A 20989-nucleotide genomic window follows, 5' to 3' on the forward strand; every position below is an offset into this window, starting at 1 on the left:
GGGCCTCCAGGCCGACGGGTTTCCTGTTATCGGACATGGACGCGGACTTCGAAAGACGGCTGGACAACCTCGTGCGCGGTCTTGCTTCGACGCGGGGCCTGGACGCGACAAACGTCGCCAGAGCGTTCGACTACAGCGTCGCCCAGACTTACCGGTTGTTCGCCAAGACGGTCGGTGAAAGCCCAGGGCGCTTCAGGCGCCGGTTGCTACTCGAACGCGCTGCTGCGAAGCTGAGCACCCCAAGGACCACGGTCGGCTCGGTCGCGGTCGAAGCCGGCTATGGCTCGACCGAAGGGTTCGCCCGCGCGTTCGAAAAGTCGTTCAAGACGAAGCCCACGGAGTGGCGCAAGCGGCCGGGGCCGTACCCGTGGCTTCCCGCTCCGAGCGGGATCCACTATTGGCAGGGCGCGTTCGTCCGCTCCATGTCCCAAGGAACGAAAACAATGAACCCGATAAGACACATGGTCGCACACGACCTTTGGACGACATCGCGCCTCCTGGACCGCGCGCAGACACTCGGTGACGACGCCCTCGACGCTTCGCTGATACCGCCGGTCACCGTCGTCGCGTTCGAAGGCGAAGACAAGACCCTCCGCGTCGTCCTCGACCGGCTCGTCATGGCGAAAGAAGTCTGGGTCGCCGCGATCAAGGGCCGAGAGTTCGACTTTGCCGCACGCGACTCGTCCGTCGCGGGCATGATCGCCCGCCATGCCGCATCCGGCGTAGAGTTCAGCGACCTCGTCGAAGACCTCGATCAAGAAGGGAAGTGGGACGACCTCTTCATCGACGCGATGTGCTGCCCGCCGGAAACGTTCACCTTTGGAGGAGTCGTGGCGCACGTCCTCAATTTCGCCGCAGTCCGACGTTCCCTCGTCCTGCGCGAGTTTGCGAGACTCGGCCATGACGACCTTGGATACGGCGACCCGATCGACTACGAACGAAAGGCGGAAGCGGGCGTCTAGCCGCCCGCTCCCTTCGTCCGCACCCTGTCCGGCGGCTGTTGCGGCCACTGGACAGGCTTCTTCTTCAGCGCCTCGAGCATCGATTTCACCGCCACGTCGAGTTGCGGGTCGGTGCCCTTGACCCAGGCGCCGGGATCGGAAGGCACGTCGATGTCCGGGGACACGCCCGCGCCTTCGATGACCCACGACTTGCCTGTGAACATGCCGTAGTTCGGAACGTTGATCACGCCCCCGTCGACGAGCGGCCATCCCGGTGACGAGCCGACTTCGCCGCCCATGGTGCGACGACCGATCAGGGGGCCGAGGCCAAGGTCTTTGAACCGGTGCGGGAACTCTTCACCGCAAGAGATCGCAAACTCGTTGATCAGGCAGCACATCGGTCCGATGAAGGCGTCGCTTTGTCTCGACCAAGGCTCGCGGCTGTTCCGCATGTTGAAGTAACCGGAGACCTTTGCTCCGAGGACGTTGTTCACGAGCGTCTGGATGTAGCCCCCGTTGTTGAAGCGGTCGTCGACGATCAGGGCCTCCTTGTTGCGCTGCGAAAAGTATTGCTTGATGAAGTCGCTCATGTCGTCGTCGCCCATCGCGGCGAGATGAAGATAACCCACCCGGCCGCCGCTCGCCTTCTCGACGTACTTGCGGTTGTTCGCGACCCACTCGACGTAGCGCATCCTCCCTTCGTCGGCGACGGGCTTGACGTAGACCGTAAAAGCACCGACACCGGTCGCGTCCTTGGCGAAGGTCAAGGAGACGACTTGTCCGGCCCGACCGACCAAGGCGTCCGACACGTCCATCACGGACGACACGGGCTCGCCGCCGACCTTGAGCAGGAACATGCCGTCCTTGACGCCCAGCGAAGGATCGGCCAAGGGGGAACGTTCCGAGGCCCTGTAACCGTCGCCCCTGACGATATGGGAGACCTTGATCTTCGTCCCCTCCGCGGCATAGTCGACGCCGAGGTACGACGCCGCGAGCCGAGGTTTGACGTTCCGCCCGTCACCACCGCCGAGGTACTGGTGCGACGACCCGATTTCGGCCTGCATCCAACGGATGAGTTCGTTCAGCTCCGGTCGGCTCCGCACGCTCGGCAACATGGCGCTGTACTTCGCCCCGATCGCGTCCCAGTCGTTGCCGTGCATGTTCTCGACATAGAAATAGTCGCGCGAGAGCCTCCAGGCGTCCCAGAAGATCTGCTTCCACTCGGTCAAGGGCTCGATCTGGAGCCGCAGTCCGCCGAAGGACAGGACGCCCGCCGTCGGAGGCAGGTCGCTGCCGGTCGAGTCGACGACGCGGAACGTCCGGCCCCGCCCGACGAGGAGCTTGCTCCCGTCCTTACTGAGCTCGAAGCCGCCGCCCGGTGTCACCGTACCGCCCTTCTTCGCCGCGATATCGTAGTACGTGACGTTGCCTTCGCCGGCGAAAAGGACGCGGTTCCCGACCATCGCGATCCGGGTGTACGTCCCGTTGACCGGAAGTTCGATACGGCGCTCATAGAGGCCGTCCCAATCGATCCGGAAAGGCTCGTCTTTCTTGTCCTCCTTCTTCGGCTCGCTCTCCTCAGGGTCCATGACGGCGAAGGGGCTCTTCGTGTCCGCCTTCAGCGGCACGATGTAAGCGATCCCGGTCTTCCCGAGGTTGAGCTGGTTGAGGATCGGATCGTTGTTGACGCCGAGCTCACGGTTGCTCAAAAACGCCAGCCACTTTCCGTCCTGGCTGAACGCGACGCCCGTATCGTCCGACGTGCCGTCGCCCACGACTTTCGACTGTCCGGTCTCGAGCTCGTACAACTCGATCTGACTGATCGACGTATGGAGGACCGTCCGGTCGAACGCCACCCACTTCGAGTCGGGCGAGAAGCTCACGACCGGGCCCCGCCAAGAACCCGTGAAGCGGGCGATCTCCTTGTCCTCGCCGGTGGCGACGTTCAGGGCGCCGAGCCGCATCCGGCTATCGTAGGTGACGATCCACTTTCCGTCGGGCGACCAGACCAGGGACATGACCTGCCGCTTACCGTCCGAGAGCTTCTTCGCTCCCGTACCGTCGGCGTCCGAGACCCAGACCTGCTGCTCGCCCGATTCGTCGCTGACATAGGCGACTTTCTTCGCGTCCGGCGACATCCTCGCCTGTTGGAGCCTGGCACCCGGCTTCGCTTTCCACAACCTGGCCTCGCCTTCGCCGACGGGCAAGGAGACGATCTGGCCGCGCGTTTCGACCAGGGCCCGTTTGGCTCCCGGAGTCAGCGTCGCGTCGACCGAATAGTCCTGAGCGGCGACCGTGTACGGCCGCGTGTGGACGAGGTCGCTCTGAAGGTCGAACGTCACCGCCGACGTCTTGCCCGTCGCAGGATCGAAGACCTCGACGTCGCGGCCCTTCTCATAGACCACCTTCGTGCCGTCGGTCGAGAGTTCGCGCATCTCGACGTCGTAGGGTCCCGCTTCCTTCTTCGGTCTACCCCCCGACGCCTCGACCGACATCAGCGTGAACTTCGCGCCTTCCTGGTTGACGAAGTAGATCCTGCTCCCGCACCAGACCGGATACTCGTTCGTGCCTTCCAGGTCGGTCAGTTGCTTGAACTGTCCGTTGCGGTGCACCCAAATCTGGTTCGACATCCCCCCGATGTAATGGAACCATGCCGTCGACCAACGCAGGAACCGCGTGAAGGTGAAGTCGTCTTGCGTCGGTCCGAACCAGACGTGGCTGGCGAATTCCAGAGGCACCCGCTTCGGCGCGCCGCCCGCGACGGGGACGGACTCGTAGACGTAACTTTCGGGGATGCCGATCCGCCGGTAGACCACGCTCTTGCCGTCGGGCGTCCAACCGGTCACGGCGCGGAACTCCATCGCCGGGGTCACGCGCTTCGGCGCACCGCCTTCGACGGGCATGACATAGGCGCCGCGGAACCCGTCGTATTCGGCGTGAAAGGCGACCGTTTTCCCGTCAGGGCTGAAGACGGGATTGTCTTCGAGCCCAGGGTCGCTCGTCAGGCGCCTCGCGCCGCCCGTTTTGAGGTCGCCGATCCAGACGTCGCCTTCGCAACTGAAGGCCACCATATCGCCGTGGACGTCGGGATAGCGGAGGAACGGGGGCCCTTGGAGCGTCGGGGCCATCAAAATGAAGGGTAACGCGATCGCGTTCATGCGTCGCGCCTGTTTACCCTGTCCGGGGGCCCTATGCCAGCTTTGAGCCGGACCCCTTGTCTTGGAGATCCATGACCGCAAGCTAGGAGCGGCGTCGCCGTTTGCTCAGCGCGAGCCATACGGCTCCGCCGAACACCATGGCGGAAGCCGGTTCGGGAACGACGCCATAGATGTATTGGATTCCCATGATGTCGTCCTCGGACAACGTCCTTTTGCCGCCCGAATAGGTCGGATACATGACCGATCCGACGACGTCGGAATGTCCGAGCCCGAGGGCATGGCCGATCTCATGGAGGGCGACGGTCTGCAGGTCGTACTTGGCCCCGTCGTCGGCGTCGAAGGCATCGTCGACCCATTCTTTGGTGATGTTGAAGTGGAGGTCGCCTGTCAGGGTCCCGCCTGCGCCGTAGAGCGCCTCGGTGCCGGGCAGGTAGGCGTGGGCGAGCACGGAGCTCGAACTGAATCCGCCGATCACGCCGATGCGGATGTCTCCAAGGTGCCCTCCCATAGCCTCGGGCGCACCGCCGTCCACGTGTCCGTCCATCACAGGCCCCAAGGTTGTGATCGCGGCCACCGAGGACCAGGTCGCAAAGGCGGCACTGATCATGGCGACCTCTTCGGTCTCCATAGGCGTTCCCACGAGCATCCCCATTTCCCCGGTCTTCAGGCCGTCGTGGTCTTCGTAGGAACCGATGCCGAGTCCGCCGCCCATGAAAGACCAAGTGACCAGGCCGGGAGTTCCTTCGTGACCGTCGAGGTGCGTGGCTACGTTCGGGCCAAACCCCCATTTCGTCCCCAGCGTATCGTAGGCGGACGCGGAAGTAGCGATCGCCAAGACGGCGAGGACCGGCAGTGTTCTGACGTGCTTCATGGCTCCTCTCAAATCGGGGCGACCCAACGCCCCACCAGAACATTATAGGGATTTCAACGGGAAATCGGGACAAAAACGTTGTGGTTTTTTCCTGGAACGCTGCGGAGGTCGACGAATTTGTGCCTTCGACTTGGACGGAAGCGGTCGTGCAGGGCCACCGGTACACTCCGTTCCGATGCCCGAGTACACCGCCAGCGTGGGGATGGAGGTCCATGCCGAGCTCCTGACGAAGAGCAAGATGTTCTGCAGGTGCGCCGTGGCCTTCGGCGGTGAACCGAACACAAGGGTTTGCCCCGTCTGCCTCGGCCTCCCCGGCGCTTTGCCCGTCCCCAACAAGGCCGCGATCGACATGGTGCTGAGGACGGCGCTCGCATTGAACTGCGAGATCGCGTATGAAAGCGTCTTCCACCGCAAGAACTATTTCTATCCCGACCTTCCTAAGGGCTTCCAGACCACGCAATACGGCGAGACGAACCCATTCGGCTATCACGGTTGGCTCGACGTCCCGACGAAGGGTGGCAGCAGCAAGCGCGTGCGCATCCGCCGCGTGCACCTGGAGGAGGACACGGGCAAGCTGACCCATCTGTCCGGCGTCGGGAGCGGGGTGGACTATAACCGTGCCGGAGTGCCCTTGATGGAGATCGTCACGGACTTTCCTCCGGACATCACCGACGCCGACCTCGCCCGCGAGTACCTCGTCCAGCTCCGCGCGGTGCTGGTGTGGCTCGGCGTCTGCGACGGCAAGATGGAAGAGGGGAGCCTACGGTGCGAGCCGAACGTGAGCGTGCGGCCGGACGGGAGCGAGGCCTATGGCACGAAGACGGAGATCAAGAACCTGAACAGCTTCCGCTCGGTGCAGCTCGGGGTGGAGTTCGAGGTCGCGCGGCAGGCGGCGTTGCTGGACGCGGGCGGGACGGTCGTACAGGAGACCCGTGGCTGGAACGAGTCGACGCTCTCGACGTTCGTCATGCGGACGAAGGAGAGCGAGCAGGACTACCGCTACTTCACGTGCCCCGACCTTGCACCGATGCACTTCGAACGCGAGGAGATCGAGGAGATGCGTGCCGCGCTGCCGGAGCTGCCGTCGGCCAAGCGGGAACGGTACCGACGCGAATTGGGACTGAGCGACGAGCACGTCGAACAGCTCACGGGGGACAGGGAGTGGTCGGAGTTCTTCGACGCGTGCGTGGCGCTGGGCGGCGACGCGCAGACGGTCTGTAACGCGATGAACGGGGACTTCGCCAAGCTACTGAACGAGTCGGGACAGTGTGCCTTGGTCGACGGGGACCATGATCATGAAGGTCGTCCGGCGAGTCTGGTCCGTCCGCGGCACCTCGTCGATCTGGCCGGGCTGGTCAAGGGAGGCCAGGCGAACAGCAAAGTGGCCAAAACGTTACTGGACGAGGCCTTCGCATCGGGAGCCTTGCCGTCCACGACCCTAGAATCCCGAGGGCTCGCGCAGGTCTCCGACGCTCAAGCCATCGCGGCAGCGGTGGATCAGGTCATCGCGGACAACCCTGGCCCGGTGGAGCAGTACCGGTCGGGGAAGGAGGGCGTGATCGGTTTTCTGGTAGGCGCGGTCATGAAAGCAACCCAAGGGCGGGCCAATCCGTCCATGGTTCAAGACGAGATGAGAAGGAGACTGTCGGAATGAAGTTTTGGACCGTCGTCGGGTTAGGTCTGGTCACGGTCGCGGCTCAAGCGCAACCGGCGCCGGCCCAAGAGCACCTTCCCGGTGCTGAGACCGACCGTCCCCACCGCCCTGCCACTGGGGCGTCAGGCGACCAGACCGCCGACATCCTGGCCGCGGCCCGTGACCGTATGTACGCCGAGAACGATGCGGTCTTTCCCGACGGCCACTTCCTGATCAACATCATGAACTTGGCGGTGCTGGCTGAGATCGACCCTTCGGACGAGGAAACGTGGTCGAACCTCGAGTGGCTGTACATGAGCGTCCAGAAGTACGACCTCCAGTGGGCGACCGACCGTCGTTTTGCCATCAACAACAAGGCCTATGCGGACGGGCCGTACTACGAAGCCCAGATGATGTTCAAGTTCAAGGCTTACGCGAAAGTCCCGGCGTTGCTCGAACCCGTCATCGCGATGACGCCGCCGCCGGACGCCAACGCGTTCCGGACCCTCGCCCATAGCTATTCCCGGCTCGGCTATTTCGCCGATTGCGTCAGAGTGTGGGACGTCTACATCAAGATCCATCCGGAAGACGGACAGGCGAAGCTGAACCGTGAGAAAGCCGCAAAGAACTTGAAAGGTTGATCCTTTGGTCGCGCGTTTCCAATGACAGCCAGATATACTTCAGCGGTACACGGAGGTACGCACAACTTGGAAAAGGTCACACCGATCGACCTGGAACGGGCCCAGATTCCCGTCACGTTCCGGGGTTACAGCAGGGAAGCCGTCGACCACATTCTTGCTTCCGCATCGAAGCAGCTCGAAGGTCAGCTCGTCGAAATCCGACGTCTTCAACAGGCTCATCGAGACGCCGAGCGCGACCTGGAGACGTTCAGGCTCCAAGAGTCCACGCTGCGCGACGCCATCGTCTTGGCGCAGAAATCTGCCGACGAAGCGCGGGCCGTCGCCCGTCGCGAGGCGGAGGTCATCGTGGAAGAAGCCCGTCTCGAGGCCAAGGAGATCCGCCGCTCGGCGAACGAGGCGGTGCGCGCACTGAAGTGGGAGATCGAGAGGCTCGAATCGGACAGGGCCGGGTTCGCGGCACGGTTCCGCAGCCTGCTCCAGGACTACTTGTCGCACTTGGAGGAAGCGCCTCCGACCCATGCGGTCCTCGCCGTCGAGACCCCGGAGGCGGCGGCTGGCTGAGCTGAAGGTCAGGGTCACGCCAAAGGCATCGCGCAACAAGGTCGAGCCCGACGAGCCGGTCAGAGTCTTCGTGACATCGCCTCCCGCCGACGGCGAAGCGAACAAGGCGGTGGTCGAGACGTTGTCCAAGGCGCTCGGAGTGCCCAAGTCACGGCTGACGATCGTCAAAGGCTTGACGTCGCGCGAGAAGACAGTCGAGTTTCAGGGCCTTTCGGACGAGGAACTGGCGACGAGGTTGGCCGCTCTGCGCCGCTCTTGACGCGCCTTGAACCGGGCCCCCGCCCTTTCGAGCACCTCTGACTTCTGCGTCGGGTTCATGAAAGGCCAGTCGGCGATTTCAGCGATCGTGCGCCCGCACCCCTTGCAGACCAAGAACTCGTCGAGGACGCACACTTTGGCGCAAGGCGAGTCGACGTTCTTGGGCTCCACTGTCTGTTGTGACGGGTCTGAGGCGACCAAAACACCGCGGTCCTTGGTCAATCCAGGCCTTCGAAGTCCGTGATCGCATCGCCCGGACGGCGTCCGTCCCGGTCGACCCTCGTGGCACCCATGCCAGCGGCGAGCGCCGCGTCGACTTCCTCTTGAACGTCGCTGAGAAAGCAGACGTCGCCGGGCTCGACCCGAAGTGCGGACGCGATCGTCCGGTAACTCTCGGCACTGCGTTTTGGGCCTGTGGCCGTGTCAAAGTAGGCGTCGATCCAAGGCGTCATGTCCCCTTCGGGAAGATGTCCGAAGATCAGCTTTTGCGCGAGGACGCTGCCTGACGAGAAGACCGCGATCCGGGCGCCCCGCTCCTTCCACCTCCGGACAGCCGGCCACACGTCCGGGTACACGGTCCCTTGGAGGGAGCCGTCCTCATAGCCGGCCTTCCAGATCTTGCCCTGGAGCGACTTCAGGCCGGTCGATTTCCGGTCTTGGTCCATGAGCCATTCGATGTATCCGAGGGCACCCGTCGGAGACGGTTCTTCGGGCCATTCAGGGACGTCTCCGGTATCGGCCGCACGCTCCTGCGACAGGGCGGCCATGTCGTCCTGGAGACCGGGATCGGCCGACGCCAGAAAAGCCGCCATCGCGGCCCGGGCATAGGGGAAAAGCGTCTTGGTCACGAAGTCGACAGGCGTCGTCGTGCCTTCGATGTCCAACAGGTAGACGGCGGGACGGCTCAAAGCTGCGCGAGTTGGGGCGGGATGAACGACAGGCCCATGCACACGGGCAGGTAGCCCTTATCGACCCCGCTGTCGGTGTAGCGAGGCGTCCATCCGCTCGGGTCCTGGAACAAGCGGATCGCCCGGATGCGCTTCTCCTGGCACAGGTCGAACCAATGCCAGGTGCCCGCCGGAACGCGGGCCAAGTCGCCTTCTTCGACTTCCAGGGCGACGACGTCGCCTTCGCGCGGTCGGATGTGGAACACGCCCCGGCCCTCGACGATGAACCGGACTTCGTCTTCGTCGTGCCAATGCTCCTTACTGAACTTCGCGAGCATCGTGTCCAGGTTCGGGGTGTCAGGAAAGAGGTCGATGACGTCGGCCGCGACGTAGCCGCCTTGCGCTTTGAGCTTTTCGATCTCCTCGGCGAACGCTTCCAACACGGTCTCGGAGGACGGCGCCCCTTCAAGATGGAATTTCGGCTTCCACACCTCGTAGCCGATCCCTAAGTCGGCCAGGCGCGACTTGATCTCTTCGGTGTCGCGGATCTCTTCGTTCCGGTCGGGGACGCGCAGGACGGCCATCACATCTCCATACGCCGGCGCAACGTCACTTCGAACAGGAATTCGACGATCTCGGCGTGTCGGCGGGCTTGGAATATATCATAACCCCAGGTGTAGACCCCGTGACCCCGTAGCAGTACGGCATGCACGTCCGGCTTGGCCCGAAGAGCCGCACGGAGCGTTTTCGACAGCGCCCCGATGTCCTGCGAGTTGTCGAGGATCGGCACCCTTTCCGTGTGTTCGTGCGAACGGACGCCGGACAGCCCCTTCAGCATTTCGAGCCCTGAGATCTCGAAGTCCTCGCCGGGGCTGAGGGAGGCCAGCGTGTTCCAGACCGAATGTGTATGGACGACGGCCTCGGCCCCTTGCTCTTCGACGATCGGCACATGGAGCAACGTTTCGGCCGAAGGCTGGCGGGCTCCTTCGATGACGCTCCCTTCGCGGTCGACGATCAGCAAGTCCTCGGGCGCGACCGAGCCCTTGTCCGCCCCGCTCGGGGTCACGAGCAGTCGGAACGGGTCCCTGGAAACGAGACGGCTGAAGTTCCCGCCCGTCCCCGGCGCCCAGCCCTTGCCGTGCGCCCATTTGACGAGTCCGGCTAGTTCGTCCCGCAGCTCCTGGTGCATCGCCAGAGTCTACCGACGCGGCTCCGGACCGACCCGCTCAAGTATCCTAACCCGGTTCGATGGACACCGGACGTCTCTTTTCGCGCCAGACACAGGCGTTCGTTTCTCCCGCCCTTCGCCAGATCACGATCGAGGTCCAACGCGTCGGCGGCGTCAACCTCGGCCAAGGCGTGTGCCAGCTTCCAGTGCCCGAACTCGTCATCGAAGCGGCTTCAAAGGCCGCAGCGGACGGCGTCAACCGGTACACGAACCCTAGGGGCCTGTCGTCCCTGAGAGAGGCCCTCGTCCGCAAGTTGGAGCACTTCAACAGGATCCAAGGGCTCGATCCCGAAACGGACGTCCTCGTGACCTGTGGTGCGACGGGAGCGTTCGAAGGCGTCTGCGCCGTCCTCCTCGACCCGGGCGACGAAGTCGTCGTCTTCGAACCCTACTACCCCTACCACCTGACGGCGTTGCGCCGCTATCAGGCCGATGTGAAGACGGTGCCCCTGACCGCGCCGGACTGGGCCGTGGACTTCGACCTTGTCCGTTCGATGATCGGCCCGAAGACGAAGTTCGTGCTCCTGAACACGCCCGGAAACCCGACGGGCAAAGTGTTCACGTCCGCGGAGTTGGAGGAGATGGCCGAGGTCTTGGAAGGAACGGACACCCTCCTCGTCACCGACGAGATTTACGAGTACATGACCTTTGACGGGCGCCGTCACGTGTCGCCGGCTTCGATCGAAGGCTTGCGCGAGAGGACGGTCACGATCGGTGGCTATTCAAAGACGTTTTCGATCACAGGCTGGCGGATCGGATACATGGCTCTTCCGGCTGCCCTGTCGGGTCCGATGTCGGCGTTCCTCGACGCCGTTTACGTCTGTGCCCCTGCTCCGTTGCAGGAAGCGGTCGCCCAGGGCGTCTTCCTGTTCGGTGACGACTATTACCGAAGGTTGTGCTCGAAATACGAAAGCAAACGCGACCTGTTCTACAAAGGGCTGCAGGAATCGGGATTGGACCCTGTCCTGACGGAAGGGGCTTACTACATGTCGTGCGGCTACGAAAGTGCTTTCCCGGACATGGAAAGCGACGTGTTCGTCGCCAAAATGATCGCGGAGTGCGGCGTCGGTGCCGTACCTTCGGGCGACTTCGTCCGTGATCCTTCCGGTGCCAAGTGGGTCCGGTTCTGTTTGGCCGTGGAGGACGACGTCTTGCACGATGCCCTTAGCCGGTTGAAACGCCTAACGTCGTCAGGATCCGTCTTAAGACCGTCTTAGAAAAGACGGACTTTCCTAGTGTCAGAATGCGGATCCGGCCCGCGAAGTCTCGGGGCTGGACAGAGGGACTATGACAGTGAAAAGTAAAGTCGTGTCGTTGGCTCCGGACGATGCCGTCTGGACGTGCGAGACGGATTTCGAAGGGATGTACGGTCTGGTTTCGGACCCCCACTCTTGGGTCGCGGCGCACGGGGGTTTGAAGCTCGCAACGCCCTATACGATCCTGAAGTCGCCGGCAAAAGGGGCGATGTCGACGTCCGTTCTCCTAGAGGCGAACGTCCATGTCGAAGACGGTGTCCGGAACGTGGCCTTTATCCGGGCCTATGTCGATGACGTCAAAGCCCAGGGCGAGTATTCCGACGTCTTGTCCAACGGTTTAAAGGCGACCCGCTTCACGTCGCTGTGGGACATCGTCCGCTCAGAGTTGGGCAGCCTTGACATGACGGTGAAATACAGCAGGGTCACGACCCCGCAAAAGGTCTCCGTACACCTGGAACTCGACGTTCCCGCCAAGATCGCGAACTTCATTACGGCTTTGACTTTCGAGCCGTCGAATTTTGGCACGTGGCTTCAAGGCAACACGGTCAAGAACTGGTTCGAGACCCTACCGCGCGGTATCGACATCCCTCTTGTCCGAGCTACCGGAACGAGGGAGATCTTCACGTCGAACGTCGGGCCGATGACGATTACGATCAGTGGATGGAGCAGTAGCCCGCCATGTCCCTATCCGAAGGTGTTGGTGGCATGTAACGGGACCGTCGGTACTTACGTCGGGGACCCCGAAAGCCAAGACACGACGGTCGACGCGGACGAAACGCTGATCAAGTGGTATTGCGCTGTGCCATGAACGCCTAGGCCGAAGGTCTACCGCGCAGCCGGCCCGGGTCGGAGTTTTGGAGGACACGGGCCGGATTCGCGCCGATTTGACCCTTAAGCCGTGTGTAGACTTGGAACCAAGCCCTCCAAGAATCCCATCGAGGGCGGTTCGAGTCATGACGTATCCAAGCGAACTTTTGCTCGGTGACGAAGCCGTCGCCTGGGGGGCGATCGACTCCGGGATCGCAGGAGCGTTCTCCTACGCCGGAACGCCGGCCACCGAGATTTTCGAAACGGTCCAGACGGCGGCCCCAGCCGTCTGGGCGCAGTGGTCGGCCAACGAAAAGGTCGCCTACGAAGAGGCGCTCGGAATGTCCTACGCGGGCAAGCGCGCGCTGGTCTCGATGAAGCACGTCGGCCTCAACGTCGCCATGGACCCGTTCATGAGTTCGGCGTTGACGGGCGTCGTCGGTGGGCTCGTCCTGGTCGTCGGGGACGACCCCGGAATGCACTCGTCTCAGGACGAACAAGATTCCCGGTTCCTGGCCGACTTCGCCAAGATCCCGTATTTCGAGCCGTCCGACCAACAAGAGTGCTACGACATGACGCGCGAAGCCTTCGAGCTTTCGGAGCGCGTCAGTGTTCCCGTCATGGTCCGGCTCGTCACCCGCTTGGCCCATAGCCGCTCCACGGTTCGGTTGGCCGCCGGTGAAGGCTCGGAGCGCAGGCACCGGCGCCTCCCCTTGCCAGACCCCAACGATTGGACGCTGGTCCCCGTCAACGCCCGACGGCGTTATCGAAGGCTTCTGAACCTACAGGCGCAGTTGACCCAAGAGTCCGAGGAATCGCCTTACAACCTCCTCAAGATCAAGGGCCGGCGCGGAGTGCTGTGCAGCGGCACGGCTTACAACTATGTCCGCGAGGCCCTTGGGCCCGAGAGCGACGACACCCTGTTGAGGATCGGGCGGTCTCCGTTACCGACGGACCTCGTCCGGCGGTTTGTCGACCATTGCGAGGAGATCGTCGTCGTCGAAGAGGGGCAACCGTTCATCGAAAGCCGTTTGACGGGTCTGCTCGGTCTGACAGGCAAGTTCGTCAAAGGCAAGCTGGACGGAACCTTGCCGCTCGACGGCGAGTTGACTCCCAAGATCGTCGCGACGGCCCTGTCCGCGCTCGGATGGCTTTCCAGTCCGACGGATCCGATCGTCGTCGGCCGTCCTCCACAGTACTGCAAAGGGTGCCCGCACTCCAGCACCATGAACGCGCTCGTCGAGGCGACCTCGACGTTTGACGAACCGCTCCTCTTCAGCGACATCGGCTGTTACGCCCTCGGGATCATGCCGCCTTACCGGTCCGTCCACTCTGCGGTGGAGATGGGGGCGTCGATCGGCATGGCCCACGGGGCTTCGCGGGCCGGGGCGTTCCCCGTGTTGTGTACCATCGGTGACTCCACGTTCGCCCATTCGGGCATGACGCCGCTGTTAGGTGCCGTCCTGAGCGACGCCGACATCACGGTCATGATCCTCGACAACGCGACCACGGCCATGACCGGAGCCCAAGACTCGATGGCCACCGGTGAGCAACTCGTCGGACTTCTCGAGGGCTTGGGGGTCAAGCACCTCGAGACCATCGAGCCGTTGCCGAAGAACCACGCGGCGAACGTCGAGGCGATCCGTCGGGCCATCGGGCACCGAGGACTCAGCGTCATCGTGGCGCGAAGGCCTTGTATCCAGATCAAGCCGAGAAAAGTCGCTGCCGTGCTTCCCGTGCACCAGGAAGCCTAAAACGCCATGAAACAAGACCTCATCATTGCCGGCGTCGGCGGTCAGGGCATTCTGACCATTGCCCGCGTCCTCTCTATGGCGGCAGTGGCCAAGGGGCTGCACGTCAAGCAGGCCGAAGTCCACGGGATGTCGCAGCGGGGCGGGGCCGTTTATTCCCACCTCAGGATCTCAGACGCGGACATCTACAGCGACTTGATCCCAGAAGGCAGCGCGGACATGATCCTCGCGATCGAACCGCTCGAAGCCCTGCGGTACGTGTCGATGTTGCGGGCGGACGGCTCGATCGTCACGAGCACCAACGCCGAGGTGAACGTTCCGGACTATCCGGCGATCGAGCAGGTGCTCGGACACGTCGCCGGGTTCGACCGCCACATCGCGATCGACACCGACAAACTCGCACGGGCGGCAGGGGGCGTCCTTGCGGCGAACATCGTCGCTCTCGGCGCGGCTTCTGTCTATTTGGGGTTCACCGTCCAAGAGCTTCAAGACGCCCTTGAAGTGCTGTTCGCGCCCAAGGGCGAACGCATCGTCCAGACCAACGTTCGGGCCTTGCGGTTCGGCCGCTCGGCCGCGATCGCCTACCGTGAAGCCTTGGCCCGGAACGTCGCGCCGAGCGACGCCCGAGGTTGGATTTCACAACTGTCGGCCGAGCACCTGGCGGCCGAAGACATGGATTTCGACGAGCTCGTGCCGCTTGGGGACACGGCCCGGTTGACCGGGGCTGAAGCCCATGCCTTCGAAAGCCTCTTGATGAACGCTTACGACGAGGGACGGAGCCAGCTTTACGAACACGAGGTCTATCGACTGATCGAGTTGGTCGGCGCGATCTCGCCGCCCCGGCACACGTTCGTCCCGGTCGGTTCAGCGATGGACGAAGAGGTCCTCCTAGGGTTCCCCGGGGAAAAGGTCGTTCTTAAACTCGTTTCGACGGAGGTCGTCCACAAGTCGGACGCCGGCGGTGTGGCGATCGTCCCCAAAGACATCGCGCGCGTCCGTGTCGAAGCGGACAGGATGATCGCACGGCACGCGGAAGGCGGCCATGTCGCGGGAATCCTCGCCGTCGAGTTCGTCGACCATGATTCCCGAGGACTTGGCGGCGAACTCTTCGTCGGGATCCGGGCCACGCGCGAGTTCGGGCCCGTCGTCGCAGCCGGTCTTGGCGGCGTCCAGACCGAGTACTTGGCGGCCAAGATGCGACCCGGGATCGCGGTCGCGAAAGCCGTCGCGCTCGACACCGGTGCCGAAGAGTTCCTCGACATGTTCCGCCAGACCGTGGCCTACGACGTCCTTTCCGGTCGGATCCGGGGCCAGGAGCGCAGCGTGTCGGACGGCGAACTGCTCCGGTGCTTCCGGGCCTTCATTTCGATCGCGAGACGGTTCTGCGTCGACCGGGGCGAGGAAGGGCCGGACATCGGCGAACTGGAAGTCAATCCTTTCGCGTTCTCCGGGCAGCGCATGATCCCTCTCGACGGGCGGGGCAACCTCCGTACCGCGGCACGGCCGCGGACTGCACGGCCGCGCGAGAACGTCCGGGCTTTGCTCGAACCGAAGTCCATCGCCGTCGCGGGAGTGTCGTCCAAGCCCGACAGTTTCGGCCGAGTGATCCTTTCGAACATCGTCGGGACGGGGTTCGACCCTGCGGCGGTCACGGTCGTCCGACCGGACGGCGGCCCGTTCGACGGGTTCCCGACCGTCGGCTCCGTCGACTCTTTGACCGGTGAGACCGACCTCCTCGTCGTCGCAGTCCCGGCCGCGTCTGTCCCCGGTGTCGTCGCTTCGGCTGTCCGGTCGGGCCGCGTACGGTCCGGAATCGTGATTTCAGGCGGGGCAGGCGAGACGGAAGGGTCGGAAGAGATCGGTCACGCCTTGGCGGGCGCGATCTCGGAGGGCCGCTCGTCGGCGGACGGTGGGCCGGTGTTCCTTGGGCCGAACTGCATGGGCGTGCGGTCCCTGCCTGGTCGCTACGACACGTTCTTCGTCCCCTTCGACCGGATGCCAGACCGTTCCAAGGTCGCCCCGCAACCTGTCGCCCTGCTATCGCAAAGCGGTGCGTTCGTGGTCTCGCGCCTCAGCGCGCAGTCGCACTCGAACCCGCGGTTCGCAGTTTCGATCGGAAACCAGTGCGACCTGACCGTCGCCGACTTTCTCTGGGCCTTTGCCGAGCGGGACGACGTCCAAGTGGTCGGCGTCTATTTGGAGGGGTTCGCCGATCTGGACGGACTCGACGCGCTCCGGGCCGTGACGGAGTTGACCTCGCAGGGCAAGTCCGTCGTCTTCTACAAAGCGGGACGGACCGAATCGGGCCGAAAAGCGGCCGAAGGCCATACCGCCGCCGTCGCGGGGGACTATGAAATCTGCCAGACAGCGATGGAAGCGGCGGGGGCGTTCGTCGCGAGAGACTTCCGTGAATTCGGGCAAGCCATGGACCTGGCGACGTCCCTTGCAGGAAAGGAACTCCGCGAAGGGCGCCTATTCGCGGTCACGAACGCCGGCATGGAAGCCGTCGCGATGGCCGACGCTTGTCCTGGGATCCAGCCACCAGGGCAGGACCTGACCGGAAGGATCACAGACGTTTTGCGGGCCAAGAGACTCGACGTGTTGGTCCAAGCCAGGAACCCGCTGGACCTCACCCCGGCAGCTGACGAGAAGGTCTACGACGACGTGGTCCGGGCGGCACTGGGAGACCCCGGAACCGACGCTGTCGTCGTGTCTTGCGTCCCGCTGGCGCCGGGCCTTCACACCCTCGAGTACCAGTTAGGAGACGACGTCGCCTTTCCGGCCCTTGCTCGCGAATGGCTTCGAATGTCGGACAAGCCGATCCTGTTCGCGATCGACGGAGGCGCCGCCTATGACGCTCTGGCCGCAAGCTTACAGTCACTCGGTCTGTGCGTCTTCCGGTCCGCAGACGAGGCCGCGCGGCTGTGGGGCCGATGGATGGACCTAATCGGGGTGAGAAGGGTCGTATCGTCGACCGCGGCACCGGGTGTCGAACAAGAATCCGTGGCTTTGGTTTGACCTCACGGGCGACGACTACCGGTGGCTCGCTCCTGCCGCTCGCGCCGTTCGGGCGGTGCGGGCAGATTCCATGCTCCGCTCTGGCCCGAACCCGAAGAACTCTGGGTGCTGGAACGTGCCCTTCTCACGGCCCAGCTTCTCCACGACGTCCTTCGAGGGGTGGGCCTGGACCCAGGCGTCGTTCCGGTCCGCGTCTACCCGCCAGGACACCTCGGTTTTCGGCCGGCTGGTCATGATCAGGAACCGGTTGCCTTGGATCTTCTTGGCCACTTTGACCTGGACGAAGTCCTCGCTCTCGTCGTCTCCGATGACGGTCAACTGGTATTTGAAGTTCGTGTTGATGGCGGCAAAGTAGTCGGGCAACGTCACCCACGCCCGGCCGCTCGCGTCGGTCCTCGTGTTGCCGACATAGAAGTTCTGCGGAGTCGGACTTTCGGTCGAAAAGTGGAGCAGATATTTGTTGGCCGGATCGAACGGATGGTCGATACGGAAGGACTTGGTCCCGCTCGCCCCCATCGGGCCGGTCGAATAGACCCCCCAGCCGTTCGAACCCGCACTGATGACGCCCCGGACGCCGTAGTGCGTGGTCGTCGTGCTGCTTGAACTGGCCGAGCCCACGACTCCGGCTCCGTCGCTGGCCTCAGCCTCGCCGGTCAAGCCGACCTCTTCACCGATCGCGATCGCACCGAACCCGCCGGCGCTCTGAGCGAGAAAGACGCCTCCGTTTTGGGCGCCTCCCGAAGCGCTTGCGATCCCCCGGACACCGTCGCCATCGGTACTGAACGATTGGAAATATCCGCCATAGTTCTGGCCCGTCGCGTCGGTCGCGGCGCCGTAGACGCCACGACCGAACGATCCTGCGGCCGTAAAGTGGCCTCCGTAGTTGGTGCCAGAAGCGTTGCTGGCAAGGCCTAACACGCCCCGACCACCGCCGCCCTCGGCCTCGAAGTGGCCGCCGTAGTTCGTACCCGACGTGTTTGAAGCGTAACCCGAGACAGCACGCCCGGACGTGCTCGCATTCTCGCCCCGCACGCCGAAGTTGACGCCCGTGTTCGAACTGGAGGAGCCGAACACTCCGAAACCTGTGTCGCTCGCGCTCGATCCGTAAACGCCGTACGTGGTTCCGGTCGTCGCAAGCGAATAGGCGAACACGGCGCGGCCGGACGTGCTGTTGTTCTCGAACCTGCCTGCAAACGTGCTTCCGGTCAGAGCGGTCGTCGCGGCCGAGACGCCGACCCCGGACGTGCTCGCGTTCCGGAAGCGACCCCCGAAGTTCGCGCCGGTCGTCGAAAGCGATTCGCCGAAAACGCCGGCACCGTTGAACCCGGCCGTCTCACCGTAGACGCCGTAGTTGCCCGCACCGCTTCCCGTGTTCGTGGCGGCGCCGTAGACGCCGATGCCTGTCACAAGGGTCGACGTGCCGTACACGCCGAACGCACCGTCGCTCGTGGCCCGCACGCCGTATCCGGCGACGCTGTCGTTGTTGAAATAGCCTGCTGACGACGCGCCGGTCGTTGCATTGGCCTCGCCATAGATCGCCCGGCCCGCTGTGCTGGCAACGATGCCGCTGACGCCGTAGACCGTACCGGTCGTACTTGTCGCCTCACCCGTCACGCCGCTCGAAGCGACCGAAGTGCTCGTATTGGTGGCCCGGACGACCGCGTTCACCGGGACGGCTCCGGTGAGAGCGAGCGGAACTGGGACGGACTGCAGGAACGACGTGCTGTTCAGTCCGTCGAGCAGGTCCGCGTTGACGCCCGAAAGGCCGGAACCTCCGCCTTGGAACTGACCCGCGATGACCGTGCCCGTCACGTTGGAGTGACCCGCCTGGGGCGTGCCTGGGGTCGAAGTCTGGATCCGTACAAACGCCGGCAAAGCGGCTTCGACTTGTGCGACGGCAGGGCCGGAAGCCGCTACCGACCATAACGCCGCTGCGCCGATAAAACCGAACGCCATCGTCTTCAAGTTGCTCTTGTCCATCCTCTTCTCCTGGCCACCATTGCGACCGTCCCCGAAAGTGTAACCCGGAAGTTGAAAGGAACCTCCCGATTGGAGTGCGGGATTTGTACGGCAGAGGCCCCGAGGGTCGGGAAACCTTAGGGACGTCGAAGGGCTGAGGGCGTCGTCCATCGACCTCGATGTCGATCGACGGAACGGACGGGACGGTAGACGGGAACGTGCAGAACGGTGCGCTCCGATCTGTGCTCAGGAAAGGGCTCCCTCTTCCGTTACCGTCCCGTGCGGTGCTTTGAACCTGCCTTGCCTTCTTTCTGCCTAGTCCCACAGGTGGACGCAACGAGATTCGATCTCGGCGACGACGGCGGGCTCCACGGCAGGAGGCACGTTGAGCGACGGAAGGACGGTCCGGATGCGTTCTGTCATGTCCCGGAGGCGGGACATCGTCGTCTTCGCCGCGATCCCATAGCGTTCGCCCGACTCTGCGAACTCTTGGGCGTGAAAGCGGCCGAAGGCTTCGTCCTCATAGGCCAGAGCCATGCGGTCGGCCCCGGCGAGACGGTCCGCGTACGGAAGCGTCGAGAGGACGTCATAGGCGGGCGTGGCCGTCCACAACCGAGACGAACGGTCGTATTGGAAGCTGACGTTTTTGGCGTGGAGATCGCCGTTGCCGACCAGATGGCTGAACGCGTAGAGCAGGATCAGGTGAAGCAGGCTGGAGCGTGGCGCTTCCAAGGAAGCTCCAAGTTCGAGGATGCGCGAATAGTCCAGTGAGTACTTCGAATAAGGGTAGAGGTCCAAGAGCTGGAGCACGTCCTCCTGATGGATGGCAAAGGTCGCCTCTCCTTCTCGTCTTCGGTCGAACCTCTGGACCCTGAGCGCCCCGTCGCGCAGCTGGGTGGTCGCGGCGTCCAGTCCCACTCTTCGGGCCAACCTCATGAACAGGTGCTCGTTGGCGATGATGCCGGGAAAGTCGGGAGACTCGAACTTAAGGATGTGGTGCGCTTTTCGGCTCGTTCGGACCAGAGTGCCGATCGAGATCTTGGGCTGCACGCCAGGGATCGCGGTCAGCCATGAACCCGACGGTCCGCCTTTGAGGACGTCCTGGACGGCCTCGGCGGCTTGTGCGGCAGACAGCGTCTTGGAGACGGGTGTCTCTCCCGGAATCCGGACGGTCACATCGCCGATCGCCTGGGTCCCAGTAGCGGCCAGGAGGGTGAAAAGGTCGTCCTTGGTCGTGCGCACGGTGCGGAGGACGGCGTCCAGCATGACCCCTTCGGGGAGGAGTCCGGCAAAGAAGGTCGGGAGGTTGGCGAGTCCTTCGACGGAGACGCCCTCGGGAGACTTCGGAAGATGGCGCGCGATGGCTTCTTCGTCGGAAGCGAGGAACTCGGCGGTGTACACGAACCGTGAGCCCTTATGGGTCCGGTGCAATCCGCCCACCGCCCGTCCGCCCTGGTGGACCTCAAGGGTTTCAAGGGAGCGAAGGTCAGTCACCGGACATGCTTCCTTTGGGCTTGACCTCCAACGTGAGCCCGAGGGCGTCAAGGACTTGGAAGAGGGTGTCGACGCGGACAGAGCCCTTGGCCGTCTCCAGCAGGTAGACGGGACGTCGCGAGACACCGGCCAGTTCGGCCAGTTGGTCTTGAGACAGATCGAGGCGCCGCCGGGCTTGGCGGACGTGTGTCCCGAGGTGTGCCGGGTCTTTGATCGTCATGTTCTGTAATCAATATATCACAAATCATGGCTTGTTCTCAATGTGGGCACCGATATGAAGCGATTTTGTACTCTATAAATCACAAAATCTCATTTTGACTGCGAGCAGGGGACACAGACGGTGCAAAGAGGATTGATCGATCACAAAATACGGTCAAGACGACGCCAAAGTTGACGCGAACCGCTGAACATTGCGGATGCCCAGGCAGGCGACCGTGGCCGGATCGCTGTGCGGACCGGAAAGGTTGGGGGAGGCCTCGCGACCTGCTACGAGCAGGGAAGCAGAAACTGAAGTGGTGCCCAGGAA

18 protein-coding genes are annotated in these 20989 nt (G+C 63.6%); 9 read left to right on the forward strand and 9 right to left on the reverse strand.

The window, feature by feature from the left end; all coding sequences use genetic code 11:
• The first annotated feature begins 35 nt into the window (after positions 1–35).
• Positions 36–962: a helix-turn-helix transcriptional regulator gene (locus JST30_09040; GenBank protein ID MBS1714466.1), complete on the forward strand. Its 927-nt coding sequence runs from the start codon at positions 36–38 to the stop codon at positions 960–962.
• Here JST30_09040 and JST30_09045 read toward each other — a convergent pair.
• Together JST30_09045 and JST30_09050 are read right to left on the reverse strand one after the other, a co-directional pair.
• Complete coding sequence (locus JST30_09045) at positions 959–4099, reverse strand: PD40 domain-containing protein (GenBank protein ID MBS1714467.1); 3141 nt, start codon at positions 4097–4099, stop codon at positions 959–961. The two genes, JST30_09040 and JST30_09045, sit on opposite strands and share 4 nt — an antisense overlap.
• An 82-nt stretch (positions 4100–4181) precedes the next feature.
• Positions 4182–4970 carry a matrixin family metalloprotease gene (locus JST30_09050; protein MBS1714468.1) on the reverse strand — a complete coding sequence of 263 codons (789 nt, stop codon included), beginning with the start codon at positions 4968–4970 and terminating at the stop codon, positions 4182–4184.
• Between the two features lie 175 nt (positions 4971–5145).
• Between JST30_09050 and gatB the strand changes: the two genes are divergently transcribed.
• From gatB to JST30_09070, 4 genes are all read left to right on the forward strand, one after another.
• A complete protein-coding gene (gatB, locus tag JST30_09055; GenBank protein MBS1714469.1) occupies positions 5146–6624 on the forward strand; it encodes an Asp-tRNA(Asn)/Glu-tRNA(Gln) amidotransferase subunit GatB in 1479 nt (492 codons plus the stop codon).
• Positions 6621–7244: a hypothetical protein gene (locus JST30_09060; GenBank protein MBS1714470.1), complete on the forward strand. Its 624-nt coding sequence runs from the start codon at positions 6621–6623 to the stop codon at positions 7242–7244. The genes gatB and JST30_09060 overlap by 4 nt, the downstream gene beginning before the upstream one ends.
• 66 nt (positions 7245–7310) lie before the next feature.
• Positions 7311–7805 (forward strand): DivIVA domain-containing protein, encoded by a 495-nt coding sequence (locus JST30_09065; protein ID MBS1714471.1) that lies wholly within the window; start codon positions 7311–7313, stop codon positions 7803–7805.
• The gene (locus JST30_09070; GenBank protein MBS1714472.1) at positions 7762–8064 is read left to right on the forward strand and encodes a DUF167 domain-containing protein; all 303 of its coding nucleotides are present in this window, start codon (positions 7762–7764) and stop codon (positions 8062–8064) included. The genes JST30_09065 and JST30_09070 overlap by 44 nt, the downstream gene beginning before the upstream one ends.
• Here the strand turns inward: JST30_09070 and JST30_09075 are convergent.
• The 4 genes from JST30_09075 to mtnB are packed head-to-tail and all read right to left on the reverse strand — an operon-like array spanning position 8007 to position 10139.
• Positions 8007–8234 (reverse strand): DUF1289 domain-containing protein, encoded by a 228-nt coding sequence (locus JST30_09075; protein ID MBS1714473.1) that lies wholly within the window; start codon positions 8232–8234, stop codon positions 8007–8009. The two genes, JST30_09070 and JST30_09075, sit on opposite strands and share 58 nt — an antisense overlap.
• A 47-nt stretch (positions 8235–8281) precedes the next feature.
• The gene (gene mtnC, locus JST30_09080) at positions 8282–8971 is read right to left on the reverse strand and encodes an acireductone synthase (GenBank protein MBS1714474.1); all 690 of its coding nucleotides are present in this window, start codon (positions 8969–8971) and stop codon (positions 8282–8284) included.
• Positions 8968–9534 carry a cupin domain-containing protein gene (locus JST30_09085; GenBank protein ID MBS1714475.1) on the reverse strand — a complete coding sequence of 189 codons (567 nt, stop codon included), beginning with the start codon at positions 9532–9534 and terminating at the stop codon, positions 8968–8970. The genes mtnC and JST30_09085 overlap by 4 nt, the downstream gene beginning before the upstream one ends.
• Complete coding sequence (gene mtnB, locus JST30_09090; GenBank protein MBS1714476.1) at positions 9534–10139, reverse strand: methylthioribulose 1-phosphate dehydratase; 606 nt, start codon at positions 10137–10139, stop codon at positions 9534–9536. The genes JST30_09085 and mtnB overlap by 1 nt, the downstream gene beginning before the upstream one ends.
• A gap of 59 nt (positions 10140–10198) precedes the next feature.
• On the opposite strand from mtnB, the gene JST30_09095 reads away from it, so the two are divergent.
• The 4 genes from JST30_09095 (at position 10199) to JST30_09110 (ending at position 17010) form a co-directional block, all read left to right on the forward strand.
• Positions 10199–11395: a pyridoxal phosphate-dependent aminotransferase gene (locus JST30_09095; protein MBS1714477.1), complete on the forward strand. Its 1197-nt coding sequence runs from the start codon at positions 10199–10201 to the stop codon at positions 11393–11395.
• A gap of 76 nt (positions 11396–11471) precedes the next feature.
• On the forward strand, positions 11472–12242 hold the full coding sequence (locus JST30_09100) for a hypothetical protein (GenBank protein MBS1714478.1): 771 nt from the start codon (positions 11472–11474) through the stop codon (positions 12240–12242).
• A 145-nt stretch (positions 12243–12387) separates the two neighbouring features.
• Entirely contained in the window at positions 12388–13995 is a 1608-nt protein-coding gene (locus JST30_09105) for an indolepyruvate ferredoxin oxidoreductase (protein ID MBS1714479.1), read from the forward strand.
• A 6-nt stretch (positions 13996–14001) separates the two neighbouring features.
• On the forward strand, positions 14002–17010 hold the full coding sequence (locus JST30_09110) for an indolepyruvate oxidoreductase subunit beta (protein MBS1714480.1): 3009 nt from the start codon (positions 14002–14004) through the stop codon (positions 17008–17010).
• Positions 17011–17025: 15 nt separating this feature from the next.
• On the opposite strand, the gene JST30_09115 is transcribed toward JST30_09110, so the two are convergent.
• The 3 genes from JST30_09115 to JST30_09125 all read right to left on the reverse strand — a co-directional run bounded on the left by JST30_09115 (position 17026) and on the right by JST30_09125 (position 20683).
• On the reverse strand, positions 17026–18990 hold the full coding sequence (locus tag JST30_09115; GenBank protein ID MBS1714481.1) for a hypothetical protein: 1965 nt from the start codon (positions 18988–18990) through the stop codon (positions 17026–17028).
• Positions 18991–19284: 294 nt separating this feature from the next.
• Positions 19285–20463: a HipA domain-containing protein gene (locus tag JST30_09120; GenBank protein MBS1714482.1), complete on the reverse strand. Its 1179-nt coding sequence runs from the start codon at positions 20461–20463 to the stop codon at positions 19285–19287.
• Complete coding sequence (locus JST30_09125; protein MBS1714483.1) at positions 20456–20683, reverse strand: helix-turn-helix transcriptional regulator; 228 nt, start codon at positions 20681–20683, stop codon at positions 20456–20458. The genes JST30_09120 and JST30_09125 overlap by 8 nt, the downstream gene beginning before the upstream one ends.
• Positions 20684–20989 lie beyond the last annotated feature (306 nt).

The organism is Armatimonadota bacterium (assembly GCA_018268395.1).
Taxonomy (GTDB): domain Bacteria; phylum Armatimonadota; class Fimbriimonadia; order Fimbriimonadales; family Fimbriimonadaceae; genus JAEURO01.

Bases quoted from the DNA above. Each gene is read 5' to 3' on its own strand.
- JST30_09040 (MBS1714466.1), top strand. From the start codon at position 36: ATGGACGCGGACTTCGAAAGACGGCTGGACAACCTCGTGCGCGGTCTT.
- JST30_09045 (MBS1714467.1), bottom strand. From the start codon at position 4,099: ATGAACGCGATCGCGTTACCCTTCATTTTGATGGCCCCGACGCTCCAA.
- JST30_09050 (MBS1714468.1), bottom strand. From the start codon at position 4,970: ATGAAGCACGTCAGAACACTGCCGGTCCTCGCCGTCTTGGCGATCGCT.
- gatB (MBS1714469.1), top strand. From the start codon at position 5,146: ATGCCCGAGTACACCGCCAGCGTGGGGATGGAGGTCCATGCCGAGCTC.
- JST30_09060 (MBS1714470.1), top strand. From the start codon at position 6,621: ATGAAGTTTTGGACCGTCGTCGGGTTAGGTCTGGTCACGGTCGCGGCT.
- JST30_09070 (MBS1714472.1), top strand. From the start codon at position 7,762: ATGCGGTCCTCGCCGTCGAGACCCCGGAGGCGGCGGCTGGCTGAGCTG.
- JST30_09085 (MBS1714475.1), bottom strand. From the start codon at position 9,534: ATGGCCGTCCTGCGCGTCCCCGACCGGAACGAAGAGATCCGCGACACC.
- mtnB (MBS1714476.1), bottom strand. From the start codon at position 10,139: ATGCACCAGGAGCTGCGGGACGAACTAGCCGGACTCGTCAAATGGGCG.
- JST30_09095 (MBS1714477.1), top strand. From the start codon at position 10,199: ATGGACACCGGACGTCTCTTTTCGCGCCAGACACAGGCGTTCGTTTCT.
- JST30_09105 (MBS1714479.1), top strand. From the start codon at position 12,388: ATGACGTATCCAAGCGAACTTTTGCTCGGTGACGAAGCCGTCGCCTGG.
- JST30_09110 (MBS1714480.1), top strand. From the start codon at position 14,002: ATGAAACAAGACCTCATCATTGCCGGCGTCGGCGGTCAGGGCATTCTG.
- JST30_09115 (MBS1714481.1), bottom strand. From the start codon at position 18,990: ATGGACAAGAGCAACTTGAAGACGATGGCGTTCGGTTTTATCGGCGCA.
- JST30_09125 (MBS1714483.1), bottom strand. From the start codon at position 20,683: ATGACGATCAAAGACCCGGCACACCTCGGGACACACGTCCGCCAAGCC.